This window comes from Bacillus sp. JJ1609 (assembly GCF_036967045.1).
Taxonomy (GTDB): domain Bacteria; phylum Bacillota; class Bacilli; order Bacillales; family Cytobacillaceae; genus Mesobacillus.
Genome location: NZ_JBALSS010000024.1, coordinates 175,948 through 198,309, shown reverse-complemented (window position 1 = coordinate 198,309; position 22,362 = coordinate 175,948). Strand labels below are relative to the sequence as shown.

Below are 22,362 nucleotides of genomic sequence, written 5' to 3'. Positions count from 1 at the left end.
AACTTCTTGACTCCTGCTTGGATTTAAGATTAGTGTTTGCGGGTTGCTGATTGTAACGAAGAACTCTAGTGGAGAAGGGGGGAAATGATTCATAGATAACAAGGTTTGCAGGTGTGATGTTTGGGTTTTAGCTTGTATGACTGGGCTAGAATAAACCTTTGCACTTCCATCAAATCGTTGAATCATCTGATCAAATTCAGTGTTAAACTCGATTTCACCGACAAGATTTTTGTCTGCCATATTTATTATAAAGTATGGACTAAGTAGGAGAGCGTCTATTTGGAAATGGGTATCATTGTGGGGAAGCCGAATACTCTGGATTATGGTGAAATCATCATCAGGAAACTGAGAAAGAAAGTAATCAAGTTCTTTTTCTCCTTTGTATCCTGATCTCCTGCGCATTAATTTTGATTCGAACTCAGATTTACGTGGGTTTTTGTCAGGCAGCCTTCTCACAACTGCTTCATAAATGAGGATTTCTAATGGGATTGTACGTTTTTTAGCAATCAAATACATCACTCCTTGTAATTAGTATTATTATAGTTCGATAATGAACGTGGAAATTCCTGTTTTTCAATGAAAATCTATGCTTTTGTTAAAAAATGTAATTCGTTAAAAGTGATGTTTGAGGTCATTCCGCAGGAATTTGTCGAAATCCCGCATGCTCAGGATTAGATTCCGCGATTAGGCATCCTTATTCCGCAACCTTTTGTCGAAATCCCGCAACTTGGAAATTCCGTACGGTTTTTTCCAATTTTTCAAAACAAAATCTCAGCTAAATAAATACGAAACCAATGAATGACATGGCCAGGGCTATACCCTGGCTTTTTAGCGCGCACTAGCTGAATTGATTAACCGAATATTTATCGCGGCACAATTTCAGCACAACCCCACACCAATCCACCGCCAAAAACATAAAATAACCTCCATAATCTTTTATTCCATCCCCTACTTGCATCCAAACGGGAATTTTATTACAATATTCCTATATCTATAACGAAAGACTTTGACAAGGAATAGTAGTGGTGTAAGCCTGAGCAAGAGAGCTGGCGGTTGGTGCAAGCCAGACGGGACCATCATGAACTCGCCTTTGAGTCGCAAGCGTGAACCTTCAGTAATGCTTGCCGTATTCCGCGTTAAGGATGAATGAAGCGAGTGTTGCACACTAATTTGGGTGGTACCGCGGGAGATCATACATATCCTCTCGTCCCTTTTACAGGGACGGGAGTTTTTTATTTTTTTTAGGAGAAACAGCACAAGCGGCTTTAATATCCAAACTCCATCCCTAAAAATAAATTGACAAAAAACAGGAGGACAAATCGATGAGCTTTAACCATCAGGATATCGAGAAAAAGTGGCAATCGTATTGGGATCAGAACAAAACCTTCAAAACAACTGAAGATAAAGGAAAGCAGAAATTTTACGCGTTGGATATGTTTCCGTACCCTTCTGGAGCTGGACTTCACGTTGGCCATCCGGAAGGTTACACGGCGACTGACATCCTTTCACGCATGAAAAGGATGCAGGGATTCAATGTCCTTCATCCAATGGGCTGGGATGCTTTCGGTCTTCCTGCAGAACAGTATGCATTGGATACTGGTAACGATCCGGCTGAGTTTACGGAGCAGAATATCAATACATTCCGCCGCCAGATAAAAGCATTAGGCTTTTCATATGACTGGGATCGTGAAGTGAACACGACTGACCCTGGATACTATAAGTGGACTCAATGGATATTCTTGAAGCTTTATGAAAAAGGTCTTGCTTACATTGATGAAGTGGCAGTGAACTGGTGCCCAGCACTTGGAACTGTTTTAGCGAATGAAGAAGTCATCGACGGGAAAAGTGAGCGTGGGGGACACCCAGTTGAACGGCGTCCAATGAGACAGTGGATGCTAAAAATTACAGCATATGCTGACCGCTTGCTTGAGGATTTGGATTTATTGGATTGGCCAGACAGCCTTAAGGATATGCAGCGCAACTGGATTGGCCGTTCAGAGGGAGCGGAAATCACTTTCAACATCGACAGCCATGAGGGAACATTCACTGTCTTTACAACTCGTCCAGATACATTATTCGGAGCAACTTATGCAGTACTTGCACCTGAACACCAATTAGTTGATAAAATCACGACTCCAGAGCAGCGTTCAGCAGTTGAACAATACATTGATGAAATCAAGAGCAAGAGTGACTTAGAGCGTACAGACCTTGCAAAGGACAAAACTGGCGTGTTCACTGGAGCTTATGCGATCAACCCAGCAAACGGTGAAAAAATGCCAATCTGGATTGCGGACTACGTGCTTGCTTCATATGGTACAGGAGCAATCATGGCAGTACCTGCACATGATGAACGCGACTATGAATTTGCTAAAAAATTCTACCTTGAAATCAAAGAAGTCGTTGCCGGCGGGAATGTAGCTGATGAAGCGTACACTGGCGATGGCGAGCATGTGAATTCTGAATTCCTTGACGGTATGAACAAAGAAGACGGAATCAACAAGATGATTGCATGGTTAGAAGAAAAAGGCATCGGAACGAAAAAGGTAACTTATCGTTTGAGAGACTGGCTGTTCAGCCGCCAGCGCTACTGGGGCGAACCGATTCCAATCATCCATTGGGAAGATGGCACAATGACAGCTGTTCCTGATGAGCAATTGCCGCTTGTCCTTCCAAAAACAACTGAAATTAAGCCGTCCGGTACTGGTGAATCTCCGCTTGCAAATATTGATGAGTGGGTAAATGTTGTTGATCCTGAAACAGGCAAAAAAGGCCGCAGAGAAACAAACACAATGCCACAGTGGGCAGGTAGCTGCTGGTACTACCTACGCTACATTGATCCAAAGAATGAGCAGGCGCTTGCAGATGCAGAAAAGTTAAAAGAATGGCTTCCGGTTGATATTTATATCGGTGGAGCAGAGCATGCTGTATTGCACTTGTTGTACGCTCGTTTCTGGCACAAGGTCCTTTACGATGTGGGAGTAGTCCACACGAAGGAGCCGTTCCAAAAGTTATTCAACCAAGGTATGATTCTCGGTGAAAACAATGAAAAAATGAGTAAATCAAAGGGCAATGTAGTTAATCCGGATGAAATTGTTGAAAGCCATGGTGCCGATACTTTGAGACTTTATGAAATGTTCATGGGACCTCTTGAAGCTTCAATCGCCTGGTCAACAAATGGACTTGACGGATCCCGCCGTTTCCTTGACCGCATCTGGCGCTTGTTCATTGAAGAAAATGGCACATTGAATCCGAAAATCCAGGAAGGTGACGGACAGAGCCTTGAAAAGGTATATCACCAAACTGTGAAGAAAGTAACTGAGGACTATGAAGGACTTCGTTTTAACACAGCGATTTCGCAAATGATGGTCTTCATTAATGAAGCATATAAAGCTACAGAGCTTCCAAAGCAGTATGTTGAAGGCTTCGTTAAAATGATTGCTCCTATTTGCCCGCATATTGCAGAAGAGCTTTGGGCAAAGCTTGGTCACAGCGAATCAATTACTTATGCGGCATGGCCTGCATATGATGAAGCAAAACTTGTCGACGATGAAGTTGAAATCGTTGTTCAGGTAAATGGCAAAATCAAAGCGAAAATGATGGTACCTGCAGATGCGAACAGAGAAGCTTTAGAGCAACTAGCGATGGAGGACGATGAAGTAAAAGGACAAATCGATGGCAAGACAGTCCGTAAAGTAATTGCCGTACCAGGAAAGCTAGTAAACATCGTAGCTAATTAATTTCAGGCAAACTTGTCTACATTATCCCCATAAATCGAAGGGTCGTTGATAAACGGCCCTTTTATTTTTGGCTGTGTTAAAGGTTAATGTTGATTTTTAGCACCTGTTGATTGGAGCGGAAGGCACTCGACTCCTGCGGGATNNCCCCGCAGGAGCAAAGCGACGAGGAGGCTCACCTGACGCCCCGCGGAAAGCGAGTGCCTGGAGCGGAAATCAAGAGACAAGTTTAACACAGCCTTATTTTTAAAAAATACTATACCTGGTATAGTTTATTTTTGCTTATGTGAAAGAGTTTTTCTATAATAAATAGGGGAAAATACATCAATGTATGTGTTCTCGTACAATTGAAGAATTAACCTAAAAATGGAGGCCAATAAGATGAATAAAATTGAAACGATTTCTACTGAAGAACTTCAAAAGAAGCTTGAAGCTGGCGAGAAGCTTGAAATGGTTGATGTTCGTGAGCATGACGAAGTTGAATCTGGAATGATCCCCGGCGCTAAGCATATTCCAATGGGCGAAATTCCTGAGAGAATGGGCGAATTCGATAAAGATAAGGAATACATCTTTATTTGCCGTTCAAGCGCACGCAGCGGCAATGTATGCCACTATATGAATGAGCAGGGCTACAAAGTACGCAACATGGTTGGCGGTATGATGAGCTGGGGCGGAGAAACGAGGCGTCCGTAATTATAAAATTCTGAAAATCTGGCCAGACTGGATGTAAAAAAGGAAGGAAGTTTTACCTTGATCCAGGTCAGAGTATTTGATCATGAGCATGAAAAAGATCTTGAACAAGAAATGAACCGATTTCTCGAGAAGCTGGATGAAAAGAAATTGCTGGACATAAAGTATAATGTCGCAGTCGTGCCAGAGGAATTGGAGGAGGAGCAGATTTACTGTTTTTCCGCGATGATAGTGTACAGAGCCTGAGTCTATCAGGCTCTGTTTTAATTTTATTTGTGCAAAGCATGCTGCGCTGCATTCATACCGGCAAGCCGTCCTGTTACAAGGGCTGAGGTAATGTTGTATCCACCTGTGTAACCGTGGATGTCGAGGATTTCTCCGCAAAAATAAAGGCCCACGGCTTTTTTAGAAGCCATAGTCTGCGGCTCGACTTCTTTAACTGAGACGCCCCCACCTGTTACAAATGCTTTATCAAGAGACAGGGTACCATTTACCTTGAACTCAAATTGCTTTACCGATTTAGCAAAACTTCTGATTTTTTCATGGCCAAGCTGGCCGCCCTGCATAGTAGGGTCAATTTCGTTTCGTTCCAGCAAAAACAAGAGATAACGTTCGGGCAAAAGCCCTTTAAGCAGATTTTTGACAGTCTTTTTCGGTTCAGCCTTAATAAGCTTGTTAATCTCCTGGAATAACTCTTCTTCTTTCATGTCTGGGAGGGAGTCAAGGGACATCACAACCTCTTTTAGGTCCCATTTTTGCATAGCTTTGACGACAAATTGGCTGCAGCGCAAGACAGCAGGTCCGCTTATTCCAAAGTGTGTAAAAATCATATCCATCTTATGAGTAATGAGTGCCTTGCCTTTTGGATTCAATACACTGAGGGCAATACTTCTTAAAGATAGACCCTGAAGGGCTTTTTCCTTGATAAAAGGTTCGCTGGAGGTGACAGGTACCTCAGTCGGAAAAAGACCAGTAATTGTGTGTCCAGCTTTTTTAGCCCATGCATATCCATCACCAGTTGAACCAGTATGAGGAACTGATTTTCCACCAACAGCAATTATGATGCTGTCAGCGTGAATCATTTCGCCGTTTTTCAAGTGAACTGCTTCAACCTGGCCATCCTTATAATGGACATCAGCAGCGGGGCTGTTTGTCTTTATCTCGACTTTTAATTCTTTTAGCTTTGTAAGGAGAGCATCTACAACAGATTGAGCCTTATCCGTGACAGGGAACATCCGGCCGTGATCTTCTTCCTTAAGCTGAATTCCCAGCCCTTCAAAAAAGGCAATTATATCCTCATTGCTGAAAATGTTAAGGGCGCTGTAGAGGAAACGCCCGTTGCCTGGTATATGTTTGATAATTTCTTCCACAGGCAAGCGATTTGTCACATTACAGCGTCCGCCGCCGGAAATAGCTAGCTTGCGACCGAGCTTGTCCCCTTTATCAATCAACAGAACCTTTGCGCCCTGTTCACCGGCTGCAATGGCAGCCATTAATCCTGACGGTCCGCCGCCGAGGACGATTACATCATATTTCATACTTTCACCATCTTTTCGAGTTCACTTTTATCAGCGGCCAACCATCAGCCAACTGTGTTCATTTAGTTTTGTAAAATATCGCTAATGAAGGAACTTGCGACTTTATCATTATATAGTATCTTTCTCTTAAAAACATTGCCGGCATGGAGGAAATCCAAACAGGTAGCATTAAATTGAGTTGCTAGAAAAAACAATGAGAAAAAAGAATTAAATAGAATCTCCGTGATTTAGAGATATCGTCTTAAAGCAAAACCTTTGGAAAAACAGCTTCCATAAAACTCCTCGAAAACTGTCATCTAGAAAAGTAGCGGTTAGTTTAAAAGAAGAGTAAACTAGGGAATGCAGATTAAAAACTGTAATAATTGATTATTATCATAGTGTCTAAACTTGTTTGTGGTAAAATACAAGTTTGTAGTCAGTTTTTAAACTTTAATTTTTTTATCATGTGAAAAGTAACTGTTAGGAAGGGATTTTATGTCATCAAAGCTTTTAAGAGGGACGTTTATTTTAACGCTTGGCACAATCATTTCCAAGGTTCTGGGGCTGTTTTATGTTATTCCCTTTTACGCCATCGTTAAAGAACATGGTACTGCTCTTTATTCGTTTTCTTATATCCCATATACGATTTTTATAAGTATAGCAACTGCTGGCGTACCGCTGGCTGTTTCAAAATTCATTGCTAAATACAATGCGATGGAGGAATATGCGGTTGGCAGGAAGCTGTTTAAATCTGGTCTTGTTGTCATGCTCGCGAGCGGGGTTATTTCTTTTCTGATTATGTATATGACAGCACCATTTCTTGCGGAGATTTCGATTAGTTCTACTAAAAAGAATCTGGAAATCAGTGTCGAAGACGTTACAACCGTTATTAGGGCGGTCAGCTTTGCACTGATTGTTGTTCCTTTTATGAGCTTAATCCGAGGTTTTTTCCAGGGGCACCAATCTATGGGGCCGTCAGCAGTATCACAGGTTGTTGAACAAATTGTCAGGATTGTATTTTTACTTGCTGGAGCATATGTCGTCCTTAATTGGTTAAATGGAAGCATGGTAACTGCAGTGAGTGTAGCAACATTTGCCGCTTTTATAGGCGCACTCGGCAGCCTCGCGATATTAGGATGGTATTGGTTTAAGAGGAAGCCTCATCTTGATGAGCTTTTAAAAGAGGATAAAGGTACACTTGATATATCCCTAAAGGATATTTACAAGGAAATATTGCTCTATGCAGCACCATTCGTTTTTGTCGGAATAGCCAATCCCTTATTCCAATTCATAGATCAGATCACGTTCAGCAGGGCAATGGGCTTAATTGGCCTTGAAGATCAGGCGCAGGCCGCGTTTTCTGTCTTGAATTTTGAATCGCATAAGCTGGTGATCATTCCCGTATCGCTGGCAACGGCCTTTTCGTTAACACTTGTACCAAGCATCACTAAGTCTTTTGTGGAAAACGACCGGAAGAGTATGAGGCGCCAGCTGGACCAGACCTTCCAGGTACTAATGTATCTGACTGTTCCAGCCACGTTTGGACTGGCACTCCTTGCAGAGCCAATGTTCACTGTTTTCTATGAGCATAAGGATTTAGGCACAGAGGTATTGAGGACCTACGCTCCTGTTGCGATTCTGTTTGCTCTCTATTCGGTGACTGCGGCAATACTGCAGGGAATCAATGAGCAGCGATTTACGATTTTAAGTCTGCTGACAGGATTATTGGTCAAGCTAAGCTTGAATATCCCTTTGATAAAATTATTTGAAACACAGGGAGCAGTTCTATCAACCGCACTTGGCTATACAGCTGCAATAGTTATAAACATGCTTGTAATTAAAACTTTTGCAAGATATCCTATGGGATTTGTTGCTCGAAGAATTGCATTGATCATCGTCTTTTCTGGCTTGATGGCCGGGGTTACGATGGCATTCTATGAAGTGCTGGTTCAGTTCCTTTCCCCAGCTTCGAAGTTCCAGTCGATTGTCATTATAGCAATCTCGGCAGTAGTTGGATCAGCGGTTTATTTATACCTCGGGTTAAGGACCAAGCTTGTGGACAAGCTTTTTGGAGATCGTGTAACCAAAATCAAGCGTAAGCTAAGGCTGCCGGTATAATAGAAATGGCCTTCTTGATTGAAGGCCATTTTTACATAAAATCTTAATAATAAAACTGCTGGCTGTCTTCACGGATGCCCAGACGACGTTCAATCCTGTCTACCCTGCGATCAAGCCGGTCGACACGGTTATTCAGTCTTTCAACCTGGCGCTCAAGGCGGTTTAATCTTTGCTCGAATTGTCCTCCAGGGAAGCCGCCTCCAGGAAAGCCGCCTCCTGGGAAACCTCCTCCTGGGAAACCTCCTCCTGGGCCACCCGGAAAACTTCTTCCAGGCACACCAGATAGTGGGATGTCCAAGCCTTGACCTTGCTGACCGTAGTACATAGTGTTCATCTCCTCGTTATTTAAGGCTCTTTTCGTCTATACTGTTGTATGTGCATAAGAAAGAATCCATCAATCCCAATATCTTTTGAAAATGGAAATATTAATAGGAACAGATGATGCCCCCAAATCCTTATTTATTAAGGATTACTCATGCGAAAAACAACAATTTATGCGAAACTGCCTCTTATAAAGTAAAGTTATGATATTAGTCTATGTTGAAATTAGAAATTGGAATGGGCGCACGCCTAATAGAAAATAGGAGGTTCGCGATGAGAATCGATAAAGTTCTTTCGAATCTTGGTTATGGAAGCAGGAAAGATGTGAAGAAGCTTTTGAAAGACGGTGCCGTTAAAGTGAATAACGTAATCGTTAAGGATGCAAAACAGCATGTCGATCCTGAGAAGGATTCTGTGACATTGAACGGGGAAGAAATTCAATACAGGGAATTTATTTATTTGATGATGAACAAACCGCCAGGCGTAATCTCCGCAACAGAGGACAATCGTGATGAAACAGTAATCGATCTTCTTGGAGTCGAGGATCTAGTATTTGAGCCATTCCCTGTTGGCAGGCTTGATAAGGATACTGAAGGCCTCTTGCTGATCACCAATGACGGACAACTGTCTCACAGGCTTTTATCACCTAAGAAACATGTTCCAAAAACGTATTTTGCTGTTATCGATGGAGAAGTAACAGACGAGGATATAGAAGCGTTCAAAAATGGGGTCACCCTTGATGACGGCTATGAGACTATGCCGGGTGAGCTTGTTATTTTAAAATCAGGACTTACATCGGATATTGAGCTGACCATTACCGAAGGAAAGTTCCATCAGGTAAAGCGGATGTTCCAGGCCGTTGGCAAAAGGGTGATCTACCTGAAACGATTGTCTATGGGACCGCTCGAGCTTGATGAAACACTCGAACTCGGTGAATACAGGGAGCTTACTGATGAGGAGCTTGATCTGCTCATGACGTACGAACCTAAATAACTTTTTGTGTTATACAAAAAAAGAAATCGCCCTAATGCAGGCGATTTCTTTTTATATTTACGATGACATCTTTACCTTTTTCTGGGTCGTTGTCCATTTACCTCGGCTAGGACTTTTCACCAAGTCGTTATAAGCCAGGACATTCAAATCCCTCTGGATGGTTCGAGGTGTAATCCCAAACTCCTCTACAAGATCTTGAGTTGTGACAGTACCATTCTGACATATAAACATGTAGATGGATTTGATGCGGTTTATCATCCGGTTAGTCGAAGGTTTCAAACAACCACTCCCTATCCTTTATTAAACCCCTTGTCATTTTCCTGCAACCGACAACTGATTGAAGACGAATCCTCAAGTATGTAGTTTTCTTCTTTCCAGACAGCTCCTTTAGCGTCCTTTTTAAAAGGTAGTTATTAGATGTCCTACCTTTTGGACTATTTTAACGCTAAATAAAATAAAATTCCAGATAATTCACTGTATTTTACAAAAAAATAATAACTCGACTATTCACTTCCTCCTTCCTAATAATCTTTATACTTAACGATATGGCTTTAAACAGGCTAAATATGACAAAAGATTGAAAATTTAGAAAAATAGCTTAAATCGTAGAAACTAGCTATAAAATGCTTTTTCAACAAGGATGTTTTCGTATACCTTCTTGGTTTTAATAAGTTTATTTCCAATCCACTTATTATCAATGTTTTGCTTTCAAACAATCCATTCTAAACATCAATCTTTTAGAAAACAGCCTTCAACTAAAATTCTGAAATTCCAAGAGTTTACGGCAAGAGCTAATTAAGAGTAAAATAAATTCAAGTTTTCAAAAGGAGATAACAGACAGATTAGAGGTACAATAAGATTATGGAGCTGCTTAGACTTTCTCTAATAGGGAAATAGCATCCAAAAGAGAACATGATTACATACAATTGCAATATGGGAGGTATGAAGATGACTACAATCCAATGGATGAAGGAAGTAGAAAAAAGAGAGGCTGACCTGATAAAAGACGCCCAGGATCTCCTGAAAATTAAAAGTCTCCTTGATGAAGAAAATGCAACTCCAGAGGCTCCACTTGGAGAAGGTGTAAAAGAAGCACTGGAATTTCTGTTGCAATTAGGTGAAAAGGATGGATTCACAGCCAAAAATGTTGGCAACCTTGCAGGCCATCTTGAGTTTGGACAAGGCGATGAAATTATCGGTATTCTCTGCCATGTTGATGTCGTGCCAGAGGGAGACGGCTGGACAAGCGATCCGTTTAGTGCAGAAATTCGCGATGGGAAAATCTTCGCGCGTGGAGCAATTGATGACAAAGGTCCAACAATGGCTGCATATTATGCAATGAAAATCGTTAAAGAGTTGGGTCTGCCGCTGAACAAACGGGTAAGGATGATTATCGGTACAGATGAGGAAAGTGATTGGCGCTGCGTAGATCATTATTTTAAACACGAAGAAATGCCAGTGATGGGCTTTGCTCCAGATGCTGATTTTCCTATTATCTATGCTGAAAAAGGGATCGCAGACTATGATTTAGTATATAACCCTGCAGGAACTGAAAATACAGACTATGATGCAGAAGTGATCGAGTTCTCTTCTGGAAGACGCTATAACATGGTACCCGACTTTGCCCAGGCCAGTTTAGTGGTTCAGGAGAGACAGACTGACCTTGTCCAGCGTTTTGAAGATTATAAAAAACAAAATGAACTCCAGGGAAAAGCGCATGTTGAGAGTGGTAAGCTAATCCTTGAGTTCGAAGGGATTTCTGCTCATGGAATGGAACCTAATAACGGTAAAAACGCCGGCTTGCATATGGCAAATTTCCTTTCTCAGCTAAACCTTGACGGAAATAGCGGCAAGTTCTTTCAATTTGTCTCAAAATACTTAGGCAAGGATTCCCGAGGCAAGGAGCTTGGCATCGCATATACGGATGAAATTACGGGAGACTTGACGATTAACGTTGGTAAGCTATCCTATTCATCAGAGAACGGCGGGCGCGCCGGCTTGAATATGCGTTACCCAGTAACGACAAAGCTTGAAAAAACAAAAGAAATTCTTAATGGCCTTTTGGAAACAGAAGGGATAACGATTGAAAATTTCTCTAACTCAAATCCACATCATGTGGATGAAAACGACTTCCTCATCCAAACCCTTAAAAAGGTATACGAGGAGCAGACAGGAGAAAAAGCAGAGTTAATTTCCATTGGCGGAGGAACATATGCAAGGTCATTGAAATCCGGGGTAGCATTCGGCCCACTATTCCCAGGAAGACCAGATATCGCCCACCAAAAAGACGAATATATGATTATAGAAGATCTCTTAAAAGCAACAGCAATATACGCACAAGCAATATACGAACTAGCGCGTTAAAGCGTTGGGGGTCAGACCCCCAGCAATGTAAAGCGTTAAAGCAGTGGGGGTCAGACCCCCGGCAGTGTAAAGCGTTAAAGTGATGGGGAGGGTTATTGGATGGAGTATGTGATTGTTAATGGTGAGGTTATGGACCGCGCTTCGGCGAAGGTTGATATTGAGGACAGGGGATATCAGTTTGGTGATGGCGTGTATGAAGTAATACGGGTTTACAATGGCAAGATGTTCACCGGTACGGAGCACTTAAACCGTCTTGTGGAAAGTGCGAAAAAAATCCAGATGGAGCTTCCATACGCTTCTGAAGCTCTGGCAGGAATGATGGAAGAGCTGATTGCCAAAAACGAATTGCAAACGGGGATCGTTTACATGCAGTTCACAAGGGGGACATCACCAAGAAACCATGTTTTTCCGGGAAAGGATGTTGCGCCAACTTTCGTAGCTTATACGCGTCAGGTTGCCCGTCCAGAAGAGTCTATGCAAAAAGGTGTCCGGACAATCCTGGATGAGGATATCCGCTGGCTGCGCTGCGATATTAAGAGCTTGAACTTACTAGGCAATTTACTATCTAAGCAAAAAGCTGCCGAAGCTGGCTGTTTTGAAGCGATTTTACATCGTGGCCAGACGGTGACTGAGGGGAGTCATTCCAATATTTCGATTATCAAAGATGGTGTGATTATCACTCACCCTGCAGATAACCATATTCTCAATGGCATCACGAGGCAAAAGGTCCTCGAGGTTTGCAATAATGAGCAAATCCCTTATGAGGAAAGAGCATACTCACTCGACGAACTTTACGCCGCTGATGAAGTTTTCTCTTCAGGGACAACCGTCGAAGTAATGCCGGTGGTTGAAATCGAAGGCAAACCAGTAGGAAATGGTGAGCCAGGACAAGTGACACGCCGACTGCAAGATCTGTTCAAAGCTGAAATTGAACAGCAATGCGGCAAAATCTAATATTTTTAAGCTTGCAGCTCCAATGCTGCAGGCTTTTTTATATGTTGTAAAACGCATAAATTTGAATCGTGTTTATTTACAAATCAAAATCCACCAATTCAGGTTTTAAAGCAACTTTGTTTTTTATTGGCAGGAATGGGTATCATAAAAATATTTAAATCAGTATGATACCTGCTTAAAAACATGTCGTATGTACAATTACAGACAGAGCATAGCAGAATACAGACAAGGGGGAACACAGATGAAATTCACACCAGCACAGCATATCGAATTGCATGGATTTAATAATCTGACTAAATCACTGAGCTTTAATATGTATGACATCTGTTATACGAAAACAAAGGAAGAGCGTGAAGCTTATCTTGAATATATTGATGAACAGTACAATGCGGACAGGCTGACGAAAATTCTGACTCATGTATCAGATATCATTGGGGCGCATGTGCTTAATGTGGCCAAGCAGGACTATGTCCCTCAAGGCGCTAGTGTGACGATCCTTGTTTCTGAAGGCCCTGTTGTCGAGGTCCCTGAGGAAGCCTATGATGAATCGCCAGGGCCGCTTCCAGACAATGTGGTCTTACAGTTGGATAAAAGCCATATTACCGTGCATACGTATCCAGAATACCATCCTGACGAGGGAATCAGTACGTTCAGGGCAGATATCGATGTATCGACATGCGGGGAGATCTCGCCGTTAAAGGCGCTGAATTATCTGATTCATTCCTTCGAAACCGATGTCATAACAATCGATTATAGGGTAAGGGGATTTACACGTGATAAGGATGGCAACAAATTGTTCATCGACCATGATATCAGTTCGATTCAAAACTATATCCCAGAGAATATCAAAAATCAATTCGACATGGTCGACGTCAATGTATATCAAGAAAATATTTTCCACACAAAGTGCAAGCTGAGAGAATTTGATTTGGATAATTATCTCTTCGGTTATACGAAGGAATCATTATCTCCTGAAGAACGAGAAGAAATCACCGAAAGACTCCAGGCTGAAATGGAAGAGATCGTCTCCGGAGTGACGCTCCATTCTGGTACCATTTTTGAAGATGAAGATGAGAAAGATGATGAAAAATAATAAAAAGCTGCGGGAGTGGAATCCCGCAGCTTTTGTACGTATTAAATGAGACAGGCTTTAAACAAATCTCTTACCTATTCTTCAAACCTAAAAAGGTCGCTGGACAAGTATCTTTCACCCGTATCGCATGCGATGCAGATGACAACTTCATCTGGCTTCAGCTGTTTAGCCACATTAATGGCAGCAAATGCTGCAGCTCCAGATGAAGGGCCTACTAGGATGCCTTCCTCTTTTGCCAGTCTTCTTGCTGTTTCATAAGCATCTTCATCTTCTATCTTATGAATCTTTTCATAAACGTCCTGATTAAGGATTTTAGGAATGAATCCCGGGCTAGTACCAACAAGCTTATGTTTACCAGGCTTACCTCCGGATAGCACTGGAGATCCCGCAGGCTCAACGACATGTACATGCAAATCAGGGAATTCTTCCTTAAGTGCCTCTCCTGTGCCTGTGATTGTCCCGCCGGTTCCTGCAGTTGCAACAAATGCACTGAGAGGCTTATTTAGTTCTTTCATGGCTTCAATGATTTCTAGTGCTGTTGATCTTCTGTGGGCATCCGGATTAGCGTCATTTTCAAATTGCATTGGCATAAAGCTGTTCGGGATTTCTTTTAAAAGCTCCTCTGCTTTTTTTATCGATCCAGGCATTTTTTCATCACCTGGGGTAAGCACCACTTCTGCTCCATATGCCTTTAACAAATTGATTCTTTCGATTGTCATAGTATCTGGCATGACAAGGATTGCTTTATAACCTCTTGCTGCTGCATTCATTGCCAGACCGATTCCCGTATTTCCGCTCGTTGGCTCGATGATTGTGGCACCTGGCTTAAGCTTTCCTTCGTTTTCGGCGGTGATCATCATATTATACGCTGCTCTGTCTTTAACACTCTTGCTTGGGTTGAAATATTCAAGCTTCAAATAGACTGAAGCGCCTCCCTCAGGTGCCAGATGATTTAATTTTACAAGAGGGGTTTCCCCTATTAATGCGGCGATATTATTGACAACTTTCATGGCAATAGCCTCCTTGCTGAATGTGCCTAAGCTTTAGTATTTACAAAAAAATGTTTTCGCATAGATTGTTGTTTATTTCCCGCATATGATCAGTTTTCGATAAAACCGATTTTTAGTTATACGATAAAAGTCTTATTACAATCATGAATAATTGATTATAGGCAAATCAAAAATAATGTTACCTTTTTATTATCATACAAAAAATTAACTATTCCTATCAACTTGTAGGGATTAAAATTCATATTAAGGAATATATGCCAAAACAACAAGTCATTTGCTACAATTAATTCATGTACAAGAAAGGGTGTATAGTGTCAATGGAGCAGCATGCACATTTTTTCTATGCTTTGGAACTGCCGGGCGAGGTAAAAGAAAAATTGGAGAAAACAATATCAGAGCTACAGCAAGCATTGCCTTTCAAGAAATGGGTTCACCCCCAGGATTTACATATCACCCTGGCATTCCTCGGAAATGCTGCTGCACCGCAAATTGATGCTGCCAATAACCTGATTGATTCTGCACTTAGCAGGAAATTCGAATTTGAATTAGAAATTGATCATCTCGGCATATTTGGCCGTAAGGATTCACCAAGGATTTTTTGGGCGGGTCTCGAGGAATCAGAGAGCTTAACCGTGGTAAGAGAAGAAGTATTTTCGGCATGCATTTCGGCCGGTTTTAAACTTGAGACTCGTCCATTCAGCCCTCATATTACGTTGGCAAGGAAATGGACAGGAGAGTCGTCATTTACATACAAATTACTCGAAGAATTAAATCCTTTCAAGGATGGAAAAATAAATTTTTATGCTGAGAGAGTCGTTTTGTACAGGACTCATTTAGGGAAAAGTCCGAAATATGAACCACTTAAAATATTCCCGCTTGCATCCCGTCCAAAAGCTTAACAAGGAGCAGGTTTAAAGGAAGGAAACTCAATGGCACAGTTAATTAAGCTGCAAGACTATGTATCACGCTATGCACAAGATATATACCTTTATCCTTCAAGGTTTGTGCGTCTAAAGAAAAAGCAATGGGAAGGTGTAAAGGAGAAATGGGAAAACGGCCCTATTCAGCCTGAAGAGGTAAATAGTTATGGGCAGCCAGAGGAACTGACCAATACCATTTTACAGAAGATTAAAAGTATCGTACGTCAGTCTGACACACCGCAATCTGAACCTAAACAATATTCTCCAGTCGGCCTGGACGATGACCAGGAAACAATGATAGACGATCATGAAGTAGAGATGATTAGCAAAATCAAAACAATTGAGGGATTGAAGCAGCATTTTCTAGACCAATTAATGCCATTCCAGCTTAAATGGGCGAGTTCTACATTGACGGAAAAATCGTTTATCGCAAAAGAGTTCACTAATGATTCAACATTGAAATTTGTGCTCCAGCGTTTTCCTGACACTTTCCTTATTTTATATAAACCTATTTTCTTACTAAAAAAAGCGCCAGTAGAAACTGAGTTAATCATGATTACTCCAGGCGCAACCATCTGCATTTCTTTAATAGAGGCAGAAGAAAATGCTGTGTTTGTGGGCTCAAAGGATCGTTTCTGGATAAAGATGACGAAGAATAAAGAAACGAAAATCCTGAATCCTCTGACCGCGCTTAACAGAACCGAAAAAATCGTCAAGACACTCTTTGATCTGCATGCAGTTGAACTCCCTGTACAAAAATTGCTGCTAAGCAGAAATGGCTTTATTGATTATCCGCTTGCACCATATGGTGTCCAGTTAATCGAAAAACGGAATTTTGATGAGTGGTTCACCGCTTTGAGAGGTATGAAATCCCCTTTAAAGCATATGCAATTAAAAGCGGCCCAGGTTCTTTTGCAATATTGCCAGACAACTTCAATCAGAAGACATGAGTGGGAAAGCAGCCCAAGACAAGGTGGCCAAAATTAGGGTAAAGGTTGAATCATATGGATAAGATCTATTTTATTGTCAATCTAAATGCAAAGAATGGGAGTTGCCGGGAGATTTGGAGAAACATAGAGAAAAATTTAAGCGAAATCAAAATCCCCTTTCTCGCTTTTTTTACAGAGTATCCTGGACATGCGACGGAGTTAGCAGAGTCAATTGCGCGCAAAGCCAATGGTAAGCAGATTACGATAGCTGCAGTAGGCGGAGATGGCACTCTTCATGAAGTGGTGAATGGAACAGCAAATATGTCCAATGTGATATTGGGATTCATACCAGGTGGCTCTGGAAATGATTTTTCAAGAGGCTTTGCTATTCCTAAAAAAGCGGCAGCAGCACTCCGTTTATTAATAGAAAACCATTCAAAGGCCAGCCATTTAATTGATCTCGGAAAAATTCAGCACAATGAATTACAGGAAACATATTTTATGAATAATATGGGTGTAGGCTTTGATGCCGTGGTTGCAAAGGAAGCGAATGAATCAGAAATGAAGCGGCTTCTCAACCGTGTTTCGTTGGGCAGGCTAGTCTACGTATACATCCTGATAAAAAAATTGCTCACGTTCCGTTGCCTTCCAGTTCGAATATCTGTAGATGGCAAGGAGTATGGGTATGATGCAGCCTGGTTTGTAACCGTTTCAAATCAGCAATATTATGGAGGCGGAATGAAAATCGCTCCTGATGCTCTGCCTGATGACGGTCTACTAGATGTCACTGTCGTGCACAATCTTTCAAGATGGAAACTGCTATTAATCTTCATAAGTGTCTTTTGGGGGAAGCATACATTGTTCCATGAAGTGGAGCAATTCACAGGAAGGTCTATTTCAATTCGTTCCGAACATAAAGTTTTGACGCATGCAGATGGGGAAGTGATTGGGTATACACCTTTAAAAATCCAAGCTTGTCCCAAAGCACTAAAAATAGTATCAGGAAAAAGCAAAGCAGGGCCTACCGAGGAGTTGAAAAGAGATGATTGCCATTGAACGGAAGTTTAACGCCTATCTCGATCATATTAATCATATTACCGTATTGCTCCCATTTACTTATTTTGAAGGAATTTCTAATAAGTTCAGCATAAAGGGAGAAGGCGTTGATGTGCCTTTGGCAATTGAGGATAAGGTTTATCTTGAGCATGCTGTAAAGTATATTTGCTTATCGAGTGTCGAACCTGTAATAGGGCGCCAATATACCATAACGGATGAACATGGCGGAGAAACGGATCTGCAAATCGGAGCGGTGATCCGCACAGAAGAATTTGATCAGTTATTCTATTATGACGGAAATGACCTGGGGGTTCATTTTACTCCGGAAAAAACAGCATTTAAACTATGGGCTCCTACTGCTTCAAAAGTAAAGCTTAAGCTTTTTAAAAGTGAGGAGACAGACTACGAGCTTATCTCTATGGAGCGAATGGATAAGGGAATCTGGAGCATCGCGGTTGACCGGAACCTTGATTCTTACCGATACACATTTTTGATCTGCATCAATCTTGAATGGCGAGAAGCTGTCGATCCATATGCTAACGCCTTAACCGCAAATGGAGAGTATGGAGTCATCATTGATAAAGAGAAAACGAAGGTCCCGATGGTCGATCTTCCTCCATTTAGCTCTCCGACAGATGCTATCATATATGAAACGCATATAAGGGATTTAACGATTCATCCAAACAGTGGAGTGAAAAGCAAAGGGACATATACAGGTGCTGCTGAAATCGGTACTGTCAGTCCAAGTGGCATGATGACTGGACTTTCCTATATAAAAAGCCTGGGTGTCACACATATTGAGTTTTTGCCGTTTCATGATTTTGAAGGCGTAGACGAGCTTGACCGAACCGGTTCATACAATTGGGGCTATAACCCTATCCATTTTAATGTGCCTGATGGAAGTTATGCTACTGATCCTGAAGACCCTATTAATCGGATTATCGAGTTGAAACAGCTTATTTCGGCAGTCCACAGCCTGGAATTAAGAGTCATCATGGATGTCGTCTACAATCATGTTTACATCCGGGAAGATTCGTCTTTTGAAAAAATTGTTCCGGGATATTATTTCAGACATAATGAGCATGGACTCCCTTCGAACGGCACAGGGGTAGGGAATGATTTTGCATCAGAAAGATTGATGGCAAGGAAATTCATTATAGATTCCGTCCTGTACTGGCTGAAGGAATACAAGATTGATGGCTTTCGCTTCGATTTGATGGGAATCCTTGACGTGGAGACAATGGACGCTGTCCGGAATGCAGTGGATGCCATCGACAGCAGCACGCTGATCATCGGTGAAGGCTGGGATCTCAATACCCCGCTCCTGCCAGAAAAGAAGGCAAACATTGCCAATCAGGCAAAGCTGCCACGAATAGGCCAGTTTAATGATTTGTTCAGGGATACGATAAAAGGAAGTACATTCAATTTATACGACAGAGGCTATGCTTTGGGAAATGACCGTGTAATAGAATCAGCCAAGCAAGTGCTAGCCGGCAGCATCGGCATCGGAAAGCGAAGGCATGGATTATTCCTGCAGCCAACACAGTCGGTGAATTATATTGAATCGCATGATAACCACACCCTATGGGATAAGCTGGGAATTTGTGATCCTGAAGAAGATGAGAGCGTTTTAAAGAAGAAGCACAGGTTAGCCACTTCGATCGTCCTGCTTGCACAAGGTGTTCCATTTTTGCATAGCGGCCAGGAATTTTTCCGGACGAAAAAAGGAATTGGAAACAGCTACCGCTCACCAGATGATGTCAACTGGCTAGATTGGGATCTGCGAGATGAGAATCTTGATAATGTAAATTTTATAAAAGGGCTCATAAACATCCGAAAAATGAATGCAGCGTTCCGTTTTTCTGAAAGTGAACAAATTCGCCAGCATATATCCTGTTTATCCTTGCCTTCACCTTTAATTGGTATTTCGATTGTAGATATCGGCCATTTGGGAAGTTGGGAAAATATATTGGTATTTTTTAACCCTTCACTGACCCAGCAGCTGGTCGAGCTTTCTGAAAGTGCAAGCTGGAAAGTCCTCGCTGACCATGAAAAAGCCTCTGCCATGCCATTTCGTCATATCGAGGGTAATAAGGTAATATTGGAACCTTGCTCGCTCCTTATTGCAGCTAAGTAATCGATTCTTGTATTGTATAGTCCCAGCGCTCTACAAAGCGGCGGACACATTGTACCAGTGCCGGCGTTGTACAGGGACGCGGAGTACTTAGTCGGCTCACGCTGGTCGGACTTGAACATGGAATTTCCGACACAGATGTTGCGATAGGAGTGACGGTTTTTATCGCCTTTTCTAAAAAAAACAGCTTAGACTTTTTAAATGATAACTTTTTCACAATATTAAATTGAGGTTCATGGGGTTGACGAAGGAAGCCTCTAGGAGATAAAATTTATAAGATAGCTATTGTATGTGAATTTTTCTATCAATAGCTGTCTTTTTATTTCCGATAATAAGAACAACAGTGAATTTATATTTTATAGATACATTTCCGGTTTTTTAGCATAAGGGAAATAGTGATAAATTGAAGGTGACTAACTTTGGAACATTTATTTGGACAGGATTGGGAAATCGTTCCTGCAGGCGGCGCAACAGGTGCTGCTTATTTTGCACAGCATGAAGAACAAAGGCTGTTTTTAAAACGTAATTCGTCCCCTTTTCTTGCTGTACTCTCCGCAGAAGGAATCGTACCCAAGCTTGTTTGGACTAAAAGGTTAGAAAACGGAGATGTTATAACTGCACAGCAATGGATGAATGGAAGAGAGCTGAAGCCCGGAGATATGAATGATGACCGGGTGGCCAAGCTTCTAAAGAAGATCCATGCGTCTGAACCTTTGCTAGGCATGCTTACCAGGCTAGGCAAAAGTCCTTTGCAGCCTGAGATGATCCTGCATGCATTAAACGAGGAATTGGATGAAGAACTTAGGGCAAAGCCTGCAGTGAAAGATTCGATGGAGTTTCTTACAGAAAACGTGGGAAATGTCGACTTTCATGAAAAGGTGGTTTGCCATTGTGATGTTAATCATAACAACTGGCTGCTTACTGAAGACAACCAGTTGTATTTAATTGATTGGGATGGCGCGATGATTGCTGATCCGGCCATTGACCTTGGCCTTCTCCTATATTCCTACATACCCAAAGAGTCATGGGAAGAATGGCTCGAAATGTATGGCATCAGCCTGACAGAAAATCTCAAGCAAAGGATGAAGTGGTATGCTCTTGCGCAATCGCTTTCGTCCATTCAATGGCACAAAAACCAGAATCGCATTCCTGAAATGGATAAATGGATCGAATTTTTAAAAGCACTTTTTTAATACTTTTTTTATGAAAACTGACCAATATCATCTACCCATTGAGATAATTGATTTTGGTTTGTCTGGATATGCTGCTCCAAATCCGAGGCGTTGACCCCGTTCTGGCTGTACTGATAAACATCCTGTAAAATTGATTTTATATTGCCGTCTACATTTGTGTTGACCATCAAAGACTTAATGAGACGTTCCAATTGCTGATACTCCGCAACCGTTCCGCAGCAGTCAGTCTGGTGGTTGCTTAATATATCCTTTAATAAATTTACCTGGTCATGGTGGCTTAAAGGCACGCTGATCACCCTTTCGTTTTAAAAGGAATTCACCATTATAGTGTGGATTCCTTTTTGCATTTATACATGAAGCAATCCCTTTTCATATGGAAAAAACCATGTAATAAACCGCCAAAGTGGAAATTTCACCTTGAAAACATATGGGTTGCATGATATCGTTTGAAACGAACGAAAATAGTACAGAGGTGTAAGCATGAGATTAAGAAATAAGCCTTGGGCAAAAGATAAATTGCAGCAATTCTCTAACTACGTCATCCAGGAACCGGAAACGCTTCGTGGAAAGTGGGGAGAGGCATTTGAAAAAGATCAGCCGCTTCACATTGAAATCGGAACAGGCAAGGGCCAGTTTATTACTGGAATGGCAAAAGCGAATCCTGACATTAACTATATCGGGATCGAATTGCAGGAGAGTGTCATCGTCAGTGCGCTGGACCGTTTAATTGAAGCAGAGCTGCCAAACTGCAAGCTCATGAATGTGAACGGAGCGGAGCTTGCTAAATACTTCGAAAGCGGAGATGTCAGCCGTGTTTACTTGAATTTCTCTGATCCATGGCCAAAAACGCGCCATGAAAAGAGAAGATTGACATTCAAATCCTTCTTGGAAGTGTATGAAGCCATCCTTGTGAAAAATGGAGAAGTTCATTTCAAAACGGATAACCAGGGTTTATTTGAATACTCACTTGTCAGCTTTTCACACTATGGCATGCTGCTGAAGTATGTAAGCCTTGACCTTCATAACAGCGACTACGAAGGCAATATCATGACTGAATATGAAGAGAAGTTCTCTTCACGAGGCAGCAGGATTTATCGCTGCGAGGTTCAATTTCAGTCGGGAAAATAAACAAAAATGCCAATTTAAAGGTTCTTTTCTGTAAGATTGTTGTTTTTAATAGGTTTTTTAAAATTAACTTATTAAAACCAAGAACTATACGAAAACAGCCTATATTGATTAGCCGATCAAACTAGTTGATCGGCTCAGACTGTAGACAAACTCGATGAAAATCGAGCTTGTTTACAGTCTTTTTTGTTTGGAGGAGAAATGGGGCTGT

General features: G+C 41.7%; 19 protein-coding genes, 1 pseudogene and 1 other annotated feature. Of the genes and pseudogenes, 14 read left to right on the top strand and 6 right to left on the bottom strand.

Going from position 1 to position 22,362, the window contains the following annotated elements; translation table 11 throughout:
- Positions 1 to 123: 123 nt before the first annotated feature.
- Positions 124 to 402 (bottom strand): annotated as a pseudogene (locus V7654_RS23945) (nuclease-related domain-containing protein); the annotation flags it as partial.
- Between the two features lie 595 nt (positions 403 to 997).
- Positions 998 to 1,215 (top strand) — a binding site (T-box leader).
- Positions 1,216 to 1,322: 107 nt separating this feature from the next.
- On the opposite strand from V7654_RS23945, the gene leuS reads away from it, so the two are divergent.
- The 3 genes from leuS (at position 1,323) to V7654_RS17300 (ending at position 4,670) form a co-directional block, all read left to right on the top strand.
- Positions 1,323 to 3,737, top strand: a complete 2,415-nt coding sequence (gene leuS, locus V7654_RS17310) for a leucine--tRNA ligase (RefSeq protein ID WP_335431930.1) — start codon at positions 1,323 to 1,325, stop codon at positions 3,735 to 3,737.
- A gap of 378 nt (positions 3,738 to 4,115) precedes the next feature.
- Entirely contained in the window at positions 4,116 to 4,427 is a 312-nt protein-coding gene (locus tag V7654_RS17305; RefSeq protein ID WP_335431929.1) for a rhodanese-like domain-containing protein, read from the top strand.
- A gap of 57 nt (positions 4,428 to 4,484) precedes the next feature.
- Positions 4,485 to 4,670, top strand: coding sequence for a sporulation protein Cse60 (locus V7654_RS17300; RefSeq protein WP_207500865.1), 186 nt, complete (start codon positions 4,485 to 4,487; stop codon positions 4,668 to 4,670).
- A gap of 23 nt (positions 4,671 to 4,693) precedes the next feature.
- Here V7654_RS17300 and V7654_RS17295 read toward each other — a convergent pair whose 3' ends face one another.
- On the bottom strand, positions 4,694 to 5,962 hold the full coding sequence (locus V7654_RS17295) for an NAD(P)/FAD-dependent oxidoreductase (RefSeq protein ID WP_335431928.1): 1,269 nt from the start codon (positions 5,960 to 5,962) through the stop codon (positions 4,694 to 4,696).
- A 474-nt stretch (positions 5,963 to 6,436) separates the two neighbouring features.
- Between V7654_RS17295 and V7654_RS17290 the strand changes: the two genes are divergently transcribed.
- Positions 6,437 to 8,059, top strand: coding sequence for a putative polysaccharide biosynthesis protein (locus V7654_RS17290; RefSeq protein ID WP_335431927.1), 1,623 nt, complete (start codon positions 6,437 to 6,439; stop codon positions 8,057 to 8,059).
- A 43-nt stretch (positions 8,060 to 8,102) separates the two neighbouring features.
- Here V7654_RS17290 and V7654_RS17285 read toward each other — a convergent pair whose 3' ends face one another.
- Positions 8,103 to 8,384 (bottom strand): hypothetical protein, encoded by a 282-nt coding sequence (locus V7654_RS17285; RefSeq protein WP_335431926.1) that lies wholly within the window; start codon positions 8,382 to 8,384, stop codon positions 8,103 to 8,105.
- A 269-nt stretch (positions 8,385 to 8,653) separates the two neighbouring features.
- On the opposite strand from V7654_RS17285, the gene V7654_RS17280 reads away from it, so the two are divergent.
- The gene (locus V7654_RS17280) at positions 8,654 to 9,373 is read left to right on the top strand and encodes a pseudouridine synthase (protein WP_335431925.1); all 720 of its coding nucleotides are present in this window, start codon (positions 8,654 to 8,656) and stop codon (positions 9,371 to 9,373) included.
- A 57-nt stretch (positions 9,374 to 9,430) separates the two neighbouring features.
- On the opposite strand, the gene V7654_RS17275 is transcribed toward V7654_RS17280, so the two are convergent.
- Positions 9,431 to 9,652 carry a DeoR family transcriptional regulator gene (locus V7654_RS17275; protein ID WP_207500860.1) on the bottom strand — a complete coding sequence of 74 codons (222 nt, stop codon included), beginning with the start codon at positions 9,650 to 9,652 and terminating at the stop codon, positions 9,431 to 9,433.
- A 669-nt stretch (positions 9,653 to 10,321) separates the two neighbouring features.
- Between V7654_RS17275 and pepV the strand changes: the two genes are divergently transcribed.
- The 3 genes from pepV (at position 10,322) to speD (ending at position 13,784) form a co-directional block, all read left to right on the top strand.
- The gene (gene pepV, locus V7654_RS17270; protein ID WP_335431924.1) at positions 10,322 to 11,737 is read left to right on the top strand and encodes a dipeptidase PepV; all 1,416 of its coding nucleotides are present in this window, start codon (positions 10,322 to 10,324) and stop codon (positions 11,735 to 11,737) included.
- 99 nt (positions 11,738 to 11,836) lie between these two features.
- Positions 11,837 to 12,691, top strand: coding sequence for a D-amino-acid transaminase (gene dat / locus V7654_RS17265; protein ID WP_335431923.1), 855 nt, complete (start codon positions 11,837 to 11,839; stop codon positions 12,689 to 12,691).
- 241 nt (positions 12,692 to 12,932) lie between these two features.
- Positions 12,933 to 13,784, top strand: coding sequence for an adenosylmethionine decarboxylase (gene speD / locus V7654_RS17260; protein ID WP_335431922.1), 852 nt, complete (start codon positions 12,933 to 12,935; stop codon positions 13,782 to 13,784).
- A gap of 74 nt (positions 13,785 to 13,858) precedes the next feature.
- On the opposite strand, the gene cysK is transcribed toward speD, so the two are convergent.
- Entirely contained in the window at positions 13,859 to 14,794 is a 936-nt protein-coding gene (gene cysK, locus V7654_RS17255) for a cysteine synthase A (protein WP_335431920.1), read from the bottom strand.
- 317 nt (positions 14,795 to 15,111) lie between these two features.
- Between cysK and thpR the strand changes: the two genes are divergently transcribed.
- The 5 genes from thpR to V7654_RS17230 all read left to right on the top strand — a co-directional run bounded on the left by thpR (position 15,112) and on the right by V7654_RS17230 (position 21,026).
- On the top strand, positions 15,112 to 15,693 hold the full coding sequence (gene thpR, locus V7654_RS17250; RefSeq protein WP_335431919.1) for an RNA 2',3'-cyclic phosphodiesterase: 582 nt from the start codon (positions 15,112 to 15,114) through the stop codon (positions 15,691 to 15,693).
- Between the two features lie 30 nt (positions 15,694 to 15,723).
- On the top strand, positions 15,724 to 16,701 hold the full coding sequence (locus tag V7654_RS17245; RefSeq protein ID WP_335431918.1) for an NERD domain-containing protein: 978 nt from the start codon (positions 15,724 to 15,726) through the stop codon (positions 16,699 to 16,701).
- A 17-nt stretch (positions 16,702 to 16,718) separates the two neighbouring features.
- Positions 16,719 to 17,699, top strand: coding sequence for a diacylglycerol/lipid kinase family protein (locus V7654_RS17240; protein ID WP_335431917.1), 981 nt, complete (start codon positions 16,719 to 16,721; stop codon positions 17,697 to 17,699).
- Positions 17,686 to 19,836, top strand: coding sequence for a type I pullulanase (gene pulA, locus V7654_RS17235; protein ID WP_335431916.1), 2,151 nt, complete (start codon positions 17,686 to 17,688; stop codon positions 19,834 to 19,836). Before V7654_RS17240 ends, pulA begins: the two co-directional genes overlap by 14 nt.
- Positions 19,837 to 20,252: 416 nt before the next feature.
- Complete coding sequence (locus V7654_RS17230; protein ID WP_335431915.1) at positions 20,253 to 21,026, top strand: phosphotransferase family protein; 774 nt, start codon at positions 20,253 to 20,255, stop codon at positions 21,024 to 21,026.
- A gap of 8 nt (positions 21,027 to 21,034) precedes the next feature.
- Here V7654_RS17230 and V7654_RS17225 read toward each other — a convergent pair whose 3' ends face one another.
- Entirely contained in the window at positions 21,035 to 21,313 is a 279-nt protein-coding gene (locus V7654_RS17225) for a YtzH-like family protein (protein ID WP_335431914.1), read from the bottom strand.
- Between the two features lie 193 nt (positions 21,314 to 21,506).
- On the opposite strand from V7654_RS17225, the gene trmB reads away from it, so the two are divergent.
- Positions 21,507 to 22,154 (top strand): tRNA (guanosine(46)-N7)-methyltransferase TrmB, encoded by a 648-nt coding sequence (gene trmB / locus V7654_RS17220; protein ID WP_335431913.1) that lies wholly within the window; start codon positions 21,507 to 21,509, stop codon positions 22,152 to 22,154.
- Positions 22,155 to 22,362: the final 208 nt, after the last annotated feature.

Excerpts from the sequence above, each read along its gene's own strand:
- V7654_RS17245 (WP_335431918.1), top strand. The coding sequence starts at position 15,724 with ATGGCACAGTTAATTAAGCTGCAAGACTATGTATCACGCTATGCACAA.
- dat (WP_335431923.1), top strand. The coding sequence starts at position 11,837 with ATGGAGTATGTGATTGTTAATGGTGAGGTTATGGACCGCGCTTCGGCG.
- trmB (WP_335431913.1), top strand. The coding sequence starts at position 21,507 with ATGAGATTAAGAAATAAGCCTTGGGCAAAAGATAAATTGCAGCAATTC.
- pulA (WP_335431916.1), top strand. The coding sequence starts at position 17,686 with ATGATTGCCATTGAACGGAAGTTTAACGCCTATCTCGATCATATTAAT.
- cysK (WP_335431920.1), bottom strand. The coding sequence starts at position 14,794 with ATGAAAGTTGTCAATAATATCGCCGCATTAATAGGGGAAACCCCTCTT.
- thpR (WP_335431919.1), top strand. The coding sequence starts at position 15,112 with ATGGAGCAGCATGCACATTTTTTCTATGCTTTGGAACTGCCGGGCGAG.
- V7654_RS17280 (WP_335431925.1), top strand. The coding sequence starts at position 8,654 with ATGAGAATCGATAAAGTTCTTTCGAATCTTGGTTATGGAAGCAGGAAA.
- V7654_RS17240 (WP_335431917.1), top strand. The coding sequence starts at position 16,719 with ATGGATAAGATCTATTTTATTGTCAATCTAAATGCAAAGAATGGGAGT.
- V7654_RS17285 (WP_335431926.1), bottom strand. The coding sequence starts at position 8,384 with ATGTACTACGGTCAGCAAGGTCAAGGCTTGGACATCCCACTATCTGGT.
- leuS (WP_335431930.1), top strand. The coding sequence starts at position 1,323 with ATGAGCTTTAACCATCAGGATATCGAGAAAAAGTGGCAATCGTATTGG.
- V7654_RS17295 (WP_335431928.1), bottom strand. The coding sequence starts at position 5,962 with ATGAAATATGATGTAATCGTCCTCGGCGGCGGACCGTCAGGATTAATG.
- V7654_RS17305 (WP_335431929.1), top strand. The coding sequence starts at position 4,116 with ATGAATAAAATTGAAACGATTTCTACTGAAGAACTTCAAAAGAAGCTT.
- V7654_RS17290 (WP_335431927.1), top strand. The coding sequence starts at position 6,437 with ATGTCATCAAAGCTTTTAAGAGGGACGTTTATTTTAACGCTTGGCACA.
- speD (WP_335431922.1), top strand. The coding sequence starts at position 12,933 with ATGAAATTCACACCAGCACAGCATATCGAATTGCATGGATTTAATAAT.
- pepV (WP_335431924.1), top strand. The coding sequence starts at position 10,322 with ATGACTACAATCCAATGGATGAAGGAAGTAGAAAAAAGAGAGGCTGAC.